Source organism: Amycolatopsis mediterranei, from assembly GCF_026017845.1.
Taxonomy (GTDB): domain Bacteria; phylum Actinomycetota; class Actinomycetes; order Mycobacteriales; family Pseudonocardiaceae; genus Amycolatopsis; species Amycolatopsis mediterranei.
Map to the genome: position 1 here is coordinate 1245369 of NZ_CP100416.1, position 13951 is coordinate 1259319.

Genomic DNA, 13951 nt, shown 5'->3' on the forward strand with positions numbered 1-13951 from the left:
GGTGCCTCCCCTCGTGATCAGGACACACTCGGCGGGCGGGGACTTCGGCCCCCTGCGTGCCGAATTTTCGCTGCCGGAGTCGTTCGGGCCCGAGGTGCTGGCCGAAGCGGAGGCGGCGGTGCTGGATCCGCTGGCCAGCGCGGGTCCCCGGGAGGACGCCACGGACCTGCCGCTGGTCACCATCGACCCGCCCGGCGCCAAGGACCTCGACCAGGCGATGGTCGTCGAGAAGACCGCGCACGGCTTCCGCGTGCACTACGCCATCGCCGACCTCGCCGCGTTCGTCCCGCCCGGCGGCGCGCTCGACCGCGAGTCGCGACGGCGCGGGCAGACGCTCTACCTGCCCGACGGGAACGTCCCGCTGCACCCGCCGGTGCTGTCCGAAGGCGCGGCGAGCCTGCTGCCCGGCGAGGTCCGGCCCGCGGTGCTGTGGACCATCGAGACCGACGACGCCGGCGAGCCGACGGCGACCCGGGTCCGCCGCGCGCTGGTCCGGTCCACCGAGCAGTTCGACTACGAGACGGTGCAGGCCGCGCTGGAAGCCGCGAACCCGCACCCGTCGGTGGCCGCGTTGCCCGAGCTGGGCCGGCGGCGGCGCGAGCTGGCCGTCCGGCGCGGCGCGGTGGAGCTGCAGCTGCCGGAACAGGAAATCACCGGCGACCCGGACGGCGGCTGGGTGCTCGCCCGCCGCCCGCGCACCGCCGTCGACGCCTGGAACGCCGAGATCTCGCTGCTCACCGGGATGGCCGCGGCGCGGATCATGCTCGACGCGCGGATCGGCGTCCTGCGCACGCTGCCCGACCCGGAGCCCGAGGCCGTCGACTGGCTGCGCCGCTCGGCCGACGCGCTGGGCATCGCGTGGGCGCCCGAGGCGACCGTTTCGGAATTCCTGTCCCGATTGGACCCCGGGCAGCCGGCCTCGATGGCGCTCTACGCCGACACGACGCGGCTCCTGCGCGGCGCGGGCTACACCGCGTTCGACGGCGAGCTGCCGGCGCTGACGACGCACGCGGGCATCGGCGGCGCGTACGCGCACGTCACCGCCCCGATCCGGCGGCTGGTCGACCGGTTCGCCACGGAGATCTGCCTCGCCGTCTCGGCCGGCCGCGAGGTTCCGGAGTGGGTGCGCGCGGCGCTCGAAGACGTCCCGGCGCGGATGAGCGCGTCGGACACCCTCGCGGCGAAGGTCGAGCGCGCGTGCATCGACCAGGTCGAGGCGTGGGTGCTGGCCGAGCACGTCGGCGGCGAGTTCAGCGCGGTGGTGCTGCGCGCGGACGAGAACAAGGCGGAGATCCTGGTCGAGGACCCGACGGTGATGGCGAAGTGCGCGGGGGAGCGGCTGACCGCGGGCGAGCGGATCGCGGTCCGGCTGACCGCGGTCGACGTCGGCAAGCGGAAGGTGTCGTTCGAACGCGCATGACCTACTTCGTCGACGATCTCGGTGAGCCGGTGCCGCTGTCCGGACCGGCTTCGCGGGTGGTGTCGCTCGTGCCGTCGCTGACCGAAGCGGTCGAGGTCAGCGCGCCCGGCCGCCTCGCCGGCGCGACGGACTACTGCACGCATCCATCCACTTTGGACGTGCCGCGGGTGGGCGGGTCGAAGTACCCGAAGCTGGACCGGGTGCTCGACCTGGCGCCGGACCTGGTGCTGGCCAACGCGGAGGAGAACCGCCCGGAGGACGTGGAACGCCTGCGGGCCAACGGGATCCCGGTGTGGGTGATGGCCGCGGCGGCTTCGGTACCGGCCGCACTCGGCTCGTTGCGGCGGATTCTCACGCAGGCGTACGAGCTGGACGAGCCGGACTGGCTGGTCGCGGCAGAGGAGATATGGCGTGAGGTCCGGCCGGTCCGGTTCCACGCCGTGGTCCCGGTGTGGCGCAAGCCCTGGATCGTCCTGGGCCGCGACACGTTCGCGGGCGACGTCCTGCGCCGGGTGGGCGTGGCGAACGTGTACGCGACTGCGGGGGAGCGTTATCCACGGCCGGACGTGGAGGAGCTGCGGGCGCACCTAAGCACGGACGCGGACCTGCTGGTGCTGCCGGACGAGCCGTACCTCTTCACCGAGGAGGACGGCCCGGACCACTTCCCGGACGCGCGGTACGTCCTGGTCTCGGGCCGCCACCTCACCTGGTACGGACCGTCGCTGGTCGAGGCGCACGCCGCTCTTACAGCGTCAATCCCGTCAGGACCGTGACCCGCTCCTCCGTGAAGTCCGCCATCGCCGACGCCGGGCCTTCGCGGCCCACGCCCGAGTCCTTCACCCCGCCGTACGGCATCTGATCGGCCCGGAAACTCGGCACGTCCCCGACGATCACGCCACCCACGCGAAGAGCGGCCGACACCGAGAACGCCGTCGGGACGTCGCGGGTGAACACGCCCGCCTGCAACCCGAACCGGGACGCGTTGATCCGCTCGATCCCCTCGCGCACCGAAGCGACCCGGACCAGTGAAACCACCGGCCCGAACACCTCCTCGGCCATCACCGACGCGTCCTCCGGGACGTCCGCCAGCACCGTCGGCTCGACCGTCGCCCCCGACCGGGAACCGCCCGTCAGGAGGCGGCCACCCGCGGACACCGCCGACGCGATCCACGACGAAACCCGGGAAGCGGCGTCGACGTTGATCAGCGGGCCGACGTCCACGCCCTCCGCGCGCGGGTCGCCGGTGCGCAACGCCCGGACCTCGGCAAGCACCTTCGAGGCCAGCGCGTCGAAAACCGAGGTGTGCGCGTACACCCGCTGCACCGAGATGCACGACTGCCCCGCCTGGTACATCGCGAACGTCGCGATCCGCTGCGCCGCAAAATCCAGGTCCGGCCAATCCGGGCAGACCAGGACCGCGCCGTTGCCGCCCAGCTCCAGCGCCACGTGCTTGCGCGGGACGCGGTCGCGGATCGCCCAGCCGACCGGGACCGAGCCGGTGAACGACACCACCGGCAGCCTCGGGTCCTCGACGAGGCGAGCCGACGTCTCGTTGCCCACCGGCAGGATCGACCACGACCCCGCCGGCAGATCCGCGCCGGCCAGGATCTCGCCCAGCAGCAACGCCGTCAGCGGGGTCGCCGGCGCGGGCTTGAGCACGATCGGCGCGCCCACCGCGATCGCCGGGGCCACCTTGTGCGCCACCAGGTTCAGCGGGAAGTTGAACGGCGTGATGCCCAGCACCGGGCCGCGTGACACCCGCCGCACCAGCGCCAAGCGGCCGGTGCCGCCCGGGTCCGTGTCGAGCCGCTGCAGCTCGCCCGAGAAGCGGCGGGCCTCCTCCGCCGCCCAGCGGAACGTCGACACCGCGCGCCCCACCTCGCCGCGCGCCCACTTCAGCGGCTTGCCCGACTCCGCCGTGATGAGCGAAGCGATCTCTTCGGACCGCTCACCCAGCGAACGGGACACGTGGTCCAACGCCCCGGCGCGGACGTGCGCCGGCAGCGTCGCGAACTCGTCGGCGACGTCGGCCGCGGCCCGCACCGCGGCCTCGACGTCCGACGGAGAAGGAACGAAGTGCGACCCGGCGGAGGAACCGTCGTAAGAATGCTCGACAGAAGCGATCGCGCCGGCGGTCACCGGCTTCCCGGCTACCCAGAACGGGAAGGTCATGCGCGGACCTCCGTCCGGACAGCGTGTTCGAGCACCGAGAGGCCCTCGTCGAGCAGGTCGTCGGCCAGCGACAGCGGCGGCAGCAGCCGGACGACGTTGCCGTAGGTCCCGCAGGTCAGCACCACGACCCCGGCGCGGTGACAGGCCGCCGCGACGCGCTTGGTGAGGTCGGCGTCCGGCTCCGCCGAACCGGGCTTGACGAACTCCGCGGCCAGCATCGCGCCGCGCCCGCGGACGTCGCCGATGACCCCCGTTTCCGAGGCCAGCGCCCGCAGCCGCGGCAGCACGACGCCTTCGATGCGCTTGGCCGACGCGGCGAGGTGCTCGGTCTTCATCGTCTCGATCGAGCCGAGCGCCGCGGCGCACGCGATCGGGTTGCCGCCGTAGGTCCCGCCGAGACCACCCGGGCCGACGGCGTCCAGCAAGGCAGCGCGGCCGGTGACGGCGGACAGCGGCAGGCCGCCCGCGATGCCCTTGGCCGTCGCGATCAGGTCCGGCACCACGTCTTCGTCGGTGGAGGCGAACCACGAACCGGTGCGGCAGAAGCCGGTCTGGACCTCGTCGGCGACGTACACGACGCCGTTTTCGCGGCACCACGCCGCGATCGCGGGCAGGAAGCCGCGCGCGGGCTCGATGAAGCCGCCCTCGCCCTGGATCGGCTCCAGGACCACCGCGGCCACCTGGTCGCCGCCGATCTGCTTCTCGATCCGGTCGATGGCCAGCGCCGCCGCTTCGGGGCCGGACAGGCCGTCGCGGAACGGGTACGAGCCCGGCACCCGGTAGAGCTCGGGCGCGAACGGGCCGAACCCGTGCTTGTAGGGCACGGATTTCGCGGTCATGCCCATCGTGAGGTTGGTGCGGCCGTGGTAGGCGTGGTCGAACACGACGACGGCCTGGCGTCCGGTCGCGACCCGCGCGATCTTGACAGCGTTCTCGACGGCCTCGGCGCCCGAGTTGAACAGCACCGACTTCTTCGCGTGGTCGCCGGGGGTCAGCTCGGCCAGCGCTTCGCAGACTTCGACGTACCCCTCGTACGGCGTGACCATGAAACAGGTGTGGGTGAACCAGCAGGCCTGCTTGCGGACGCGGTCGACCACCGCCGGCGCGGAGTGCCCGACGTTGGTCACCGCGATGCCGGAGCCGAAGTCGATCAGCACGTTGCCGTCGGCGTCGGTGAGCAGCCCGCCGCTGGCGGAGGTGACGTAGACGGGCAGCACCGAGCTGACCCCGGCGGCGACGGCGGCGGCGCGGCGCTGCTGCAGCTCACGCGAGAGGGGGCCGGGGATTTCGGTCTGCAGCCTGCGCTGGCGGGGCGCCGGCGCCTGCGGCCCGGCGGTGGTGCTTGCGGTCACGGCGTGCTCCTGGGAAGTCGGTGGACGTCCTCAGGATGAGCGGCTCCCGGGCGCTCGTCAGCTGGCCGTTCCGGCCAAGTCGGCGCGTAGGATTGGCCGTTATGGCACTCACCCTGGCCGGGCTGGCCGCCGAGCGCCCGCTGGGGCTGCGGGTGTTGACCGGCGAAGACGTCCTGGGCCGCCCGATCGGCTGGGTCCACCCGACCGAGCTGACCGACCCGCAGGCGTTCCTCGAAGGCGGCGAGCTGCTGCTGACCACCGGCCTGGCCTTGGACGAACAGACGTCTCCGGCCTACGTGCGCCGGCTCGTGGACGCCGGGGTCGCCGGCCTCGGCTTCGGTGTCGGGCTGAGCCACGACGAAGTCCCGCGGGCCCTCGTGGCGACGGCGGCCGAGGTGGGCCTCCCGGTGCTGGAGGTGCCCCGGAAGACGCCGTTCATCGCGATCACCCGCGCGGTTTCGCGGGCGGTGGCGGCCGACGAGTACGCGACGACGGTCCGCATCGGCCGCGCCCAGCAGGACCTGACCCGCACGGCGGTCGGCAAGGGCGGCCCGGCGGCCGTGCTGCGCAAGCTGGCGAAGCTGGTCGACGGCTGGGCGCTGCTGCTCGACCTCGGCGGCGTCGAAGGGGCAGCTCCCGCGATCGCACAGTCCTACGCCGGCGAAGTGCGCGAAGAACTGAAGCTGCTTCGCTCGGGTACGCGGGTCTTCGAGCTCGATGGGCACGAAGTGGTGCTGCAGACCCTGCCCACGCGGGTGCGCCGGGCGCTCGCGGTCGGCACGGCCGAGCCGCTCGACACCGCCGGCCGGCACGTGGTGAACACCGCGGTCGCCCTGCTTTCCCTGGCCCTGGAACAGGATCTCCGGCTCACGCACGCGTGGCGGTCGTTGCGGACCGGCCTGGTCGACCTGCTGGCGGAGGGCCGCTACGAGCTGGCCTTCGGCGTGCTGACGACGGTCTGGGGCGATCCGCCGGAACCGCCGTGGGCGCTGGTGGCGCTGGTGGGCGGCCCCGGACAGCGGCGCCGAGTGTGCGACGCGCTCGAGGGCGAGCCTGGGCTGTTCTTCGCCGAGAAGGGCTCGGCGGTGCTGGTGGCCGGCCGCTCGGGCGGCGACGTGCTGGACCGCGCGCTGGCCGCGGCCGCGAGCGTCGGGCCGATGTACGCGGGCCTGGCCGACCCCGTGCCGCTCGAGAACTTCGCGGCCGGAGCGGAGCAAGCCGACCTCGCGGCCCGCGCGGCCGAAGCGGAGGGCAAGCCCTTGGTCACCTACGCCGAGCACTCGGCCCGCGGCCTGCTCTCGCTCATCGACCCCGTCGTGGCCCGCATCTACGGCGAGAACCTCCTCGCCCCGCTGCGCCGCCACGACGAAACCGGCCGCGGCGACCTCGTCGAGTCGCTGCGCTGCTGGCTGGAGCACCACGGCCATTGGGACGTGGCGGCCGCGCGGCTGGGGGTGCACCGGCACACGCTGCGGAACCGGATCACCAAGGCGGAGGAGCTGCTGGGCCGCGATCTGGATTCACCGGGCGTCCGCGCGGAACTTTGGGTGGCGCTGCAAACCTGAGCACCACGACGGGCGTCTTCGGTAGGTGACCGGGAAACGCGCGGCTGCGGTGGCTGTCGTCCTCGTGGTGCTCGCGGCGGGTGGGTTCGCGTTCCTGCCGTCGACGGCCAACCACTTCGGGTACGCCCTGCCGGGCGCCGACGGGCTCCCGTACCGGATCCACCACGCCGGCCGGGATTACCACAGCTCCGCGACCTGCGCCGGGGCCGGCTGGTGTGCCACCGACCAGCCACCCTGCGTGCCGCCGGCCCGGTTCGGCGGCGACGAAACGTCCCTGACCCAGGTCGACGAGGTGAGCACGTTGTTCGGGGCACCGCACGCCGTGTTCGTCACCCGTCCGTTGCCCGCGGAGACACCGCTCACGGTGCTCGTGCGAGCCGGTCCCGGCTGTTTCGTCGGCTACGCGCTGATGGGCGGGCCCTGAGCCCCGGTCACCAGGACGATCGGCGAATCCCCGCACCGCCGCAGCCCCGGCCCGGGCGCTGCCCCCGCCGACCACCACGCCGGGACGTCGGCTTCGCGCACCAGCGATCCCGTCGGCCGGCGGACGCTGTTCGACACGATCACCCGGCCCTGCGCGTTCAGCAACGCCGCGCCGCGGCCCAGGGAGCGCAGCCGGGGACGCACCGCGCGTTCGAACTCGCGCACGTAGACGTCCGCCCCCACCACACCCGCGAACGAACCGCCGCGGACGACCGGGATCGTGAACGTCAGCGTGTACTCGTCGGTGCACAGGTAATCCACGTACGGGCCGTTGATGTGCCGCCGCCCGGTGTCGCGGGGGACCGTGAACCACGACTGGCGCGTGTAGTCCAGGAAGTTCTCGCTCGCCGGGTCGAGGCTGATGAACAGCTGGGCCGGGGGAGACCCGGCCGTCCACCACTCGAAGCCGAATTCCGAGTCGGCGAGCACGTGCGGCGCGCTGACGAAGCCCGCGCCGATGATCAGGCCGCCCAGCGCCTCCGTGACCTGTGGGCGGATCCGGTGCAGCGCGGCGGCGGCCGGCGTGTTCGCGAGGACCGACTCGGCGGCCGCCTGCACGGGCTTGAGCCGCTCGAAAACCCCTTCCACCAACGCGGAAACCTGCTCGACGACCTCGTCGCCGGCCAGCGTGCGGGTGTCGTTCACGGTGCTCACCTCGATGCGCGGAGTGTGCGGGAGTTTACGGGGTGAGCAAGGCGAGGTGCACGTCCGCGAGCCGGTCGAGCGCGCGCAGCAGGTGCTCTTCCGTCAGCTTGCGGGCCAGCTCGCCGTCGGCGGCGTCGATGGCGGCGGTGATGGCCGCGTGTTCTTCGCAGGAGGGGGCCGCGGGCCCGAGCGGCAGCCACAGCAGCCCGCCGAGCTCGCTCTGCAGGTGGACCTCTTCGTGCGTCAGCCGCGGCGACTGCGCGGCCGCCGCGACCTCCAGGTGGAACTGCCGCTCGGCCCGCGTGAAGTCGAGGCCGCGGGCCGTGCGGAGGTCGTCGGTCGCCAGCCGCAGCCGGGCGACGTCTTCGGGGGAACTGCGCTCGGCGGCGAGCTTGGCGGCGGCCCCGGCGATCGCGAGGTAGTGGTCACCGACGTCCCGGAGGTCCGACAGCGACACCTCGCGCAGCCGCGCGCGCCACGCGTCCGGGGGCGGGTTGGCCGGCGCGCGGACGAAGCTGCCGCCGCTGCGCCCGCGCCGCGTCTCGACCAGACCCTGCTGCCGCAGGGCCACGAGCGCTTCCCGGACCGTCACGGTCGAGACGCCGAACTGCGCGGCCAGGTCGGCTTCGCTGGGCAGCTGTTCCTGGTCGGCGAGCAGGCCGAGGGTGATGGCGTCGACCAGCCGCGCCGCCACCGCCTCCGCCCGCCCGACCTGGCCGAGCGGGGCGAACATGGCGGATCGCGCGCTGTGCGACATGCCTTTGCGCATCGTGATCCTCGCCGGTCGGACTACCCGTTCGCACCAATCTTGCCTCATCCCCTTGTCCTATTACATATGGAGTCATATGTTTTAGCTCCCGTCAGCACCGAGGAGTGAGCGTGCAGGAGCTGAAGCACTACGTCGGCGGCGCCTACGTCGAGTCCAAGTCGGGCCGGACGGCGGAGATCGTCGACCCCGTCACGGGACGCCCCTTCTGCACCGCCCCGATCGCCGGGCCCGAGGACGTCGACAACGCGCTGCAGGTCGCCGCGACCGCGTTCGAAACCTGGCGCACGACGACCCCCGCCCAGCGGCAGCTCGCGCTGCTCAAGCTCGCTGACGCCCTCGAAGCCCGCGCCGAGGAGGTCGTGCGTGCCGAGTCCGCGAACACCGGCAAGCCGATTGCGCTGACCATGGCCGAAGAAATCCCGATGGTCCTCGACCAGGTCCGGTTCTTCGCGGGGGCTGCGCGCGTGCTCGAGGGCCGAGCCGCGGGGGAGTACCTGGAAGGCCACACGTCGTTCGTCCGCCGCGAGCCGGTCGGCGTCTGCGCGCAGGTCACGCCGTGGAACTACCCCCTGCTGATGGCCATCTGGAAGATCGCGCCCGCCCTCGCCGCCGGCAACACGGTCGTGCTCAAGCCCTCCGACACCACGCCGGCGTCGACGCTGCTGCTCGCCGAGATCGCCGGCGAGTTCCTCCCGCCGGGCGTGTTCAACGTGCTCTGCGGCGACCGCGACACCGGCCGCGCGCTGGTCGAGCACGACATTCCGGCCATGGTGTCGATCACCGGCTCGGTCCGGGCGGGCATCGAAGTCGCGAAATCCGCCGCGAACGACGTCAAGCGCGTGCACCTGGAACTCGGCGGCAAGGCACCGGTCATCGTCTTCGGCGACGCCGACCTCGAAGCGGCCGCGGAGGCCATCGCCGTCGCCGGGTACTTCAACGCGGGCCAGGACTGCACGGCGGCCACCCGCGTGCTGGTCGCCGACGACGTGCACGACACCTTCGTCGCCGCGCTCAAGCGGCAGGCGGAGAACACCAAGACGGGCAAGCCGGACGAGGAAGGTGTCGCGTACGGCCCGCTCAACAACGCCGCCCAGCTCGAAAAGGTGGCCGGGTTCGTCGAACGGCTGCCCGCCCACGCGACCGTCCACTGTGGAGGACATCGGATCGGCGACGAAGGCTACTTCTACGAAGCGACCGTGGTCTCCGGCGTCCGCCAAGACGACGAGATCAGCCAGAACGAGATCTTCGGCCCGGTCATCACCGTCCAGCGCTTTTCCGACGAGGCAGAAGCGCTGAAGGCCGCCAACGCCGTGCAGTACGGCCTCGCGTCCTCGGTCTGGACCCGCGACCACCAGCGGGCGATGCGCGCCGCCGCGAAGCTCGACTTCGGCTGCGTCTGGATCAACACGCACATCCCGCTGGTCGCCGAAATGCCGCACGGCGGGTTCAAGAAGTCGGGCTACGGCAAGGACCTCTCCCTCTACGGTCTCGAGGACTACACGCGCGTCAAGCACGTCATGAGCGCACTGTGAGGGTCGCGATGCCCAACCAAGCACCGTCCGAGACCCGCGAAGAGCCCGTGGCACCCGAAAGCGCGCGCCCGGCCATCCGGCTTTCCGGGCTGCGCAAGCACTTCGGCGACGTCCACGCGGTCGACGGCGTCGACCTCGACATCCCGCCGGGCGAGTTCTTCTCGATGCTCGGGCCGTCCGGCTCCGGCAAGACGACGGTGCTGCGCCTGATCGCCGGCTTCGAGCTGCCCACCGCGGGCACGATCGAGCTCGACGGCCACGACGTCAGCCGGCTCGCGCCGTTCGAGCGCGACGTCAACACGGTGTTCCAGGACTACGCGCTGTTCCCGCACATGAACGTGCAGCAGAACGTCGAGTACGGCCTGCGCGTCAAGCGCGTCCCGAAGCGGCAACGCCGGGAGCGCGCGCTCGAGGCGTTGAAGACCGTGCGGCTGGAGGACTACGGCTCCCGCAAGCCCGCGCAGCTCTCGGGTGGCCAGCGCCAGCGCGTCGCCCTGGCCCGCGCGCTGGTCAACCGGCCCAAGGTGCTGCTGCTCGACGAACCCCTGGGCGCGCTCGACCTCAAGCTGCGCCAAGCCATGCAGCTGGAGCTCAAGCAGATCCAGCGGGACGTCGGCATCACGTTCGTCTTCGTCACCCACGACCAGGACGAGGCGCTCACCATGAGCGATCGCATCGCGGTGTTCAACGACGGGAAGATCGAGCAGGTCGGGCCGCCCGAGGAGGTCTACGAACGGCCCGCGAGCGCGTTCGTCGCCGGGTTCGTCGGGACGTCCAACCTGCTGGGCGGCCGCGGTGCCGAGAGCGTCATCGGCCGGCCGGGGCTGTTCAGCATCCGGCCGGAGAAGATCCGCATCGACGGCAACCTCTCCGAACCCGCCGCTCCGGGCGACACCAGCGCCACCGGCACGGTCACCGACGTCGTGTACGCCGGGGCCACCGTGCGGTACGCCGTGGCGCTCGACGCCGGCGGGCAGCTCTCGGTCGTCCGGCAGAACACCGATGACGCCGCTTTTGCCGACGGCCGCGTCCGGCTGAGCTGGCGGAACGAACACAGCTTCCAGGTCCCTGGTCAGTGAAAGGGTTGCCATGAAGAACAGGAAGACGCGGCTGGCCGGGATCCTCGGCGTTAGCCTGCTGTTGGCTGCATGTGGCACGTCGGGCTCGAACTCGTCCGCGCCGCCGGGTGCGCAGGGGTTCACGCCGCCGAAGCTCGAGGCGCTGAAGGCACTCGGGCAGCCGGAAGGCCAGCTGAACGTCCTGGCCTGGCCGGGGTACGCGGAGAACGGCTCGAACGACCCGAAGGTGAACTGGGTGACGCCGTTCGAGCAGCAGACCGGCTGCAAGGTGAACGTCAAGCCGTTCGGCACGTCCGACGAGGCCGTCACGCTGATGAAGACCGGGCAGTACGACGTCGTGTCCGCCTCCGGTGACGCGTCGCTGCGGCTCGTCGCGTCCGGGGACGCCGAGCCGGTGAACACCGCGCTGGTCCCGAACTACGCCGACGTCCAGCCGTTCCTGAAGAACAAGTCCTGGAACAGCGTCGGCGGCGTCTCCTACGGCATCCCGCACGGCTGGGGCGCGAACCTGCTGACCTGGCGCACCGACAAGGTGACGCCGGCCCCGGCGTCGTGGTCGGTGATGTTCGACGCGAACTCGCCTTACAAGGGCAAGGTGATCGCCTACGACTCGCCGATCTACCTCGCCGACGCCGCGCTGTACCTGCAGGCGCACCAGCCGGACCTCGGCATCAAGAACCCGTACGCCCTCGACGACAAGCAGTTCACCGCGGCGGTGAACCTGCTCAAGCAGCAGCGGCCGCTGGTGTCCGAGTACTGGTCGGACTACCTCAAGGAGTCGCAGGCACTGAAGAACGGCGACGCCGTCGTCGGCACGGCCTGGCAGGTCACGGTCAACCTGACCAAGGGCGAAGGCGCGCCGTTGGAGTCCGCCGTGCCGAGCGAAGGCGCGACCGGGTGGTCGGACACCTGGATGGTCGCGGCGAAGTCGCCGCACAAGACGTGCGCGTACAAGTGGCTCGACCACATCATCAGCCCGAAGGTCAACGCCCAGGTCGCCGAGTACTTCGGCGAGGCGCCGGCGAACACGAAGGCGTGCGCGGAGATGTCGGACAAGACGCTCTGCGACACCTACCACGCCGGCGACGCGGCGTACGCGGCGAAGATCGCGTACTGGACCACGCCGATCCCGCAGTGCCTCGACGGCCGCACGGACGTCAAGTGCAAGGACTACGGCGAGTGGACCCGCGCCTGGACCGAAATCAAGGGCTGACCCCCGAACCCCGGACGCGGCGGCCTGTGTCCCCCCACTCCGCCCGCCGCGTCCGGCCTCATCCTGCGAGGCAAGATGACCGCCTTCTTCTACCGGAGACCCAAGCTGCGCCTGGGTTTCCTGCTCTCGGCCCCGCTGCTCTGGCTCGGCCTGGCCTACCTGGGCGCGCTCGCCGCGCTGTTCGTCACGGCGTTCTGGCACACCGACGCCTTCACCGGCCAGGTCGTCGTCGACTGGTCGCTGGGCAACTTCGAGACGCTGTTCACCGACGCGGTCTACCGCACGATCACCTTCCGCACGGTCGGGATCGCGGCGCTGGTCACGGTGATCGACGCGGTCGTTGCGTTCCCGATGGCGTTCGCGATGGCCAAGCTCGCTTCGCCGCGCGCGCAGCGGATCCTGGTGATCGCGGTGATGACCCCGCTGTGGGCGAGCTACCTGGTGAAGGCGTACGCGTGGCGGTCGATGCTGTCCGGCAACGGCGCGCTGAGCTCGATTTCGCCCGGTTACGGCGTCACGGCCACGATTGTCACGCTGTCCTACCTCTGGCTGCCGTACATGATCCTGCCGATCTACGCCGGCCTCGACCGGCTGCCGGATTCCCTGGTGGACGCTTCGGGCGACCTCGGCGCCCGCTCACTGAGGACGTTCCGCTCGGTGATCCTGCCGCTGACGTTCCCGGCGATCGTGGCGGGCTCGATCTTCACGTTTTCGCTGTCCCTGGGCGACTACATCGCGGTGAAGATCGTCGGCGGCACGTCCCAGATGCTCGGCAACGTCGTCTACGACAACATCGGCGCGGCGAACAACCTCCCGTTCGCGGCGACGGTGGCGACGGTGCCGGTCGTGATCATGCTCGGCTATCTGGCCGCGGTGCGCCGCACCGGCGCGCTCGACAACCTCTAGGAGCTCGCGTGCGTACTTCCCGGGTGTTGTTGTGGACGGCGCTGGGACTCGGCTTGGCGGTGATCTACTTCCCGCTGGTGGTGGTGCTGCTCGACTCGTTCAACGCGGACACGACGTTCGGCTGGCCGCCGTCGCGGTTCACCCTGGAGTGGTGGAGCCGGGCCGCGTCGAACGAAGGGGCGTTGCACGCGCTGCGGACGAGCGTCGAGGCGGGCCTGGCGGCGACGGCGATCGCGCTGGTGCTCGGCACGATGGCCGCGTTCGCCTTGCAGCGCTACCGGTTCTTCGGGCGCAACCCGGTGTCGCTGCTGATCATCCTGCCGATCGCGCTGCCGGGGATCGTCACGGGCATCGCGCTGAACAACGCGTTCCGGACCATCCTGGGCATCGACCTCGGCCTGCTGACGGCGATCATCGCACACGCGACGTTCTGCATCGTGGTGGTGTTCAACAACGTGGTCGCGCGGCTGCGCCGGATGGGCGGCAACCTCGAGGAAGCGTCGATGGACCTCGGCGCGACCGGCCTCACGACGTTCCGGCTGGTGACGTTCCCGATGCTGCGATCGGCGTTGCTGGCGGGCGGCCTGCTGGCCTTCGCGCTGTCGTTCGACGAGATCATCGTGACGACGTTCACCCTGGGCACGGGCATGGAGACGCTGCCGATCTGGATCTACGACAACCTGTTCCGGCCCAACCAGGCCCCGATCGTGAACGTGGTGGCGGCGGTGCTGATCGTGGCCTCGACGGTCCCGGTGTACCTGGCCCAGCGCCTCTCCGGCGACACGGCTTCGGGTGGCCGCCTCTAGGCGGTTTCG

Annotated in this window: 13 protein-coding genes; 9 read left to right on the plus strand and 4 right to left on the minus strand. The window is 71.6% G+C overall.

Annotation, left to right across the window (positions count from 1 at the left end):
• The first annotated feature begins 13 nt into the window (after positions 1 to 13).
• Together ISP_RS06015 and ISP_RS06020 are read left to right on the plus strand one after the other, a co-directional pair.
• Entirely contained in the window at positions 14 to 1420 is a 1407-nt protein-coding gene (locus ISP_RS06015; RefSeq protein ID WP_013223097.1) for an RNB domain-containing ribonuclease, read from the plus strand.
• A complete protein-coding gene (locus ISP_RS06020) occupies positions 1417 to 2193 on the plus strand; it encodes a helical backbone metal receptor (protein WP_013223098.1) in 777 nt (258 codons plus the stop codon). Before ISP_RS06015 ends, ISP_RS06020 begins: the two co-directional genes overlap by 4 nt.
• Here the strand turns inward: ISP_RS06020 and ISP_RS06025 are convergent.
• Together ISP_RS06025 and gabT are read right to left on the minus strand one after the other, a co-directional pair.
• Positions 2165 to 3592, minus strand: coding sequence for an aldehyde dehydrogenase family protein (locus tag ISP_RS06025; RefSeq protein ID WP_013223099.1), 1428 nt, complete (start codon positions 3590 to 3592; stop codon positions 2165 to 2167). The genes ISP_RS06020 and ISP_RS06025 overlap by 29 nt on opposite strands.
• Positions 3589 to 4944, minus strand: coding sequence for a 4-aminobutyrate--2-oxoglutarate transaminase (gene gabT / locus ISP_RS06030; protein ID WP_013223100.1), 1356 nt, complete (start codon positions 4942 to 4944; stop codon positions 3589 to 3591). Before gabT ends, ISP_RS06025 begins: the two co-directional genes overlap by 4 nt.
• A 101-nt stretch (positions 4945 to 5045) precedes the next feature.
• Here gabT and ISP_RS06035 point away from each other — a divergent pair, with 101 nt between their 5' ends.
• Positions 5046 to 6509 carry a PucR family transcriptional regulator gene (locus ISP_RS06035; protein WP_013223101.1) on the plus strand — a complete coding sequence of 488 codons (1464 nt, stop codon included), beginning with the start codon at positions 5046 to 5048 and terminating at the stop codon, positions 6507 to 6509.
• Between the two features lie 25 nt (positions 6510 to 6534).
• Positions 6535 to 6933 (plus strand): hypothetical protein, encoded by a 399-nt coding sequence (locus ISP_RS06040; RefSeq protein WP_230468718.1) that lies wholly within the window; start codon positions 6535 to 6537, stop codon positions 6931 to 6933.
• Here the strand turns inward: ISP_RS06040 and ISP_RS06045 are convergent.
• Both ISP_RS06045 and ISP_RS06050 read right to left on the minus strand, forming a co-directional pair.
• Entirely contained in the window at positions 6909 to 7637 is a 729-nt protein-coding gene (locus ISP_RS06045) for a cache domain-containing protein (RefSeq protein ID WP_013223103.1), read from the minus strand. The genes ISP_RS06040 and ISP_RS06045 overlap by 25 nt on opposite strands.
• A gap of 34 nt (positions 7638 to 7671) precedes the next feature.
• Positions 7672 to 8406: a FadR/GntR family transcriptional regulator gene (locus tag ISP_RS06050; protein ID WP_013223104.1), complete on the minus strand. Its 735-nt coding sequence runs from the start codon at positions 8404 to 8406 to the stop codon at positions 7672 to 7674.
• A gap of 110 nt (positions 8407 to 8516) precedes the next feature.
• Between ISP_RS06050 and ISP_RS06055 the strand changes: the two genes are divergently transcribed.
• The 5 genes from ISP_RS06055 (at position 8517) to ISP_RS06075 (ending at position 13942) form a co-directional block, all read left to right on the plus strand.
• Entirely contained in the window at positions 8517 to 9938 is a 1422-nt protein-coding gene (locus tag ISP_RS06055; protein ID WP_013223105.1) for a gamma-aminobutyraldehyde dehydrogenase, read from the plus strand.
• Between the two features lie 8 nt (positions 9939 to 9946).
• Complete coding sequence (locus ISP_RS06060) at positions 9947 to 11017, plus strand: ABC transporter ATP-binding protein (RefSeq protein ID WP_034286312.1); 1071 nt, start codon at positions 9947 to 9949, stop codon at positions 11015 to 11017.
• A 10-nt stretch (positions 11018 to 11027) separates the two neighbouring features.
• Entirely contained in the window at positions 11028 to 12230 is a 1203-nt protein-coding gene (locus ISP_RS06065; protein ID WP_013223107.1) for an ABC transporter substrate-binding protein, read from the plus strand.
• Between the two features lie 75 nt (positions 12231 to 12305).
• Positions 12306 to 13136 carry an ABC transporter permease gene (locus tag ISP_RS06070; protein ID WP_013223108.1) on the plus strand — a complete coding sequence of 277 codons (831 nt, stop codon included), beginning with the start codon at positions 12306 to 12308 and terminating at the stop codon, positions 13134 to 13136.
• A gap of 8 nt (positions 13137 to 13144) precedes the next feature.
• On the plus strand, positions 13145 to 13942 hold the full coding sequence (locus ISP_RS06075) for an ABC transporter permease (RefSeq protein WP_320109496.1): 798 nt from the start codon (positions 13145 to 13147) through the stop codon (positions 13940 to 13942).
• Positions 13943 to 13951 lie beyond the last annotated feature (9 nt).

Bases quoted from the DNA above. Each gene is read 5' to 3' on its own strand.
- ISP_RS06020 (WP_013223098.1), top strand. From the start codon at position 1,417: ATGACCTACTTCGTCGACGATCTCGGTGAGCCGGTGCCGCTGTCCGGA.
- ISP_RS06025 (WP_013223099.1), bottom strand. From the start codon at position 3,592: ATGACCTTCCCGTTCTGGGTAGCCGGGAAGCCGGTGACCGCCGGCGCG.
- ISP_RS06035 (WP_013223101.1), top strand. From the start codon at position 5,046: ATGGCACTCACCCTGGCCGGGCTGGCCGCCGAGCGCCCGCTGGGGCTG.
- ISP_RS06050 (WP_013223104.1), bottom strand. From the start codon at position 8,406: ATGCGCAAAGGCATGTCGCACAGCGCGCGATCCGCCATGTTCGCCCCG.
- ISP_RS06060 (WP_034286312.1), top strand. From the start codon at position 9,947: ATGCCCAACCAAGCACCGTCCGAGACCCGCGAAGAGCCCGTGGCACCC.
- ISP_RS06065 (WP_013223107.1), top strand. From the start codon at position 11,028: ATGAAGAACAGGAAGACGCGGCTGGCCGGGATCCTCGGCGTTAGCCTG.
- ISP_RS06070 (WP_013223108.1), top strand. From the start codon at position 12,306: ATGACCGCCTTCTTCTACCGGAGACCCAAGCTGCGCCTGGGTTTCCTG.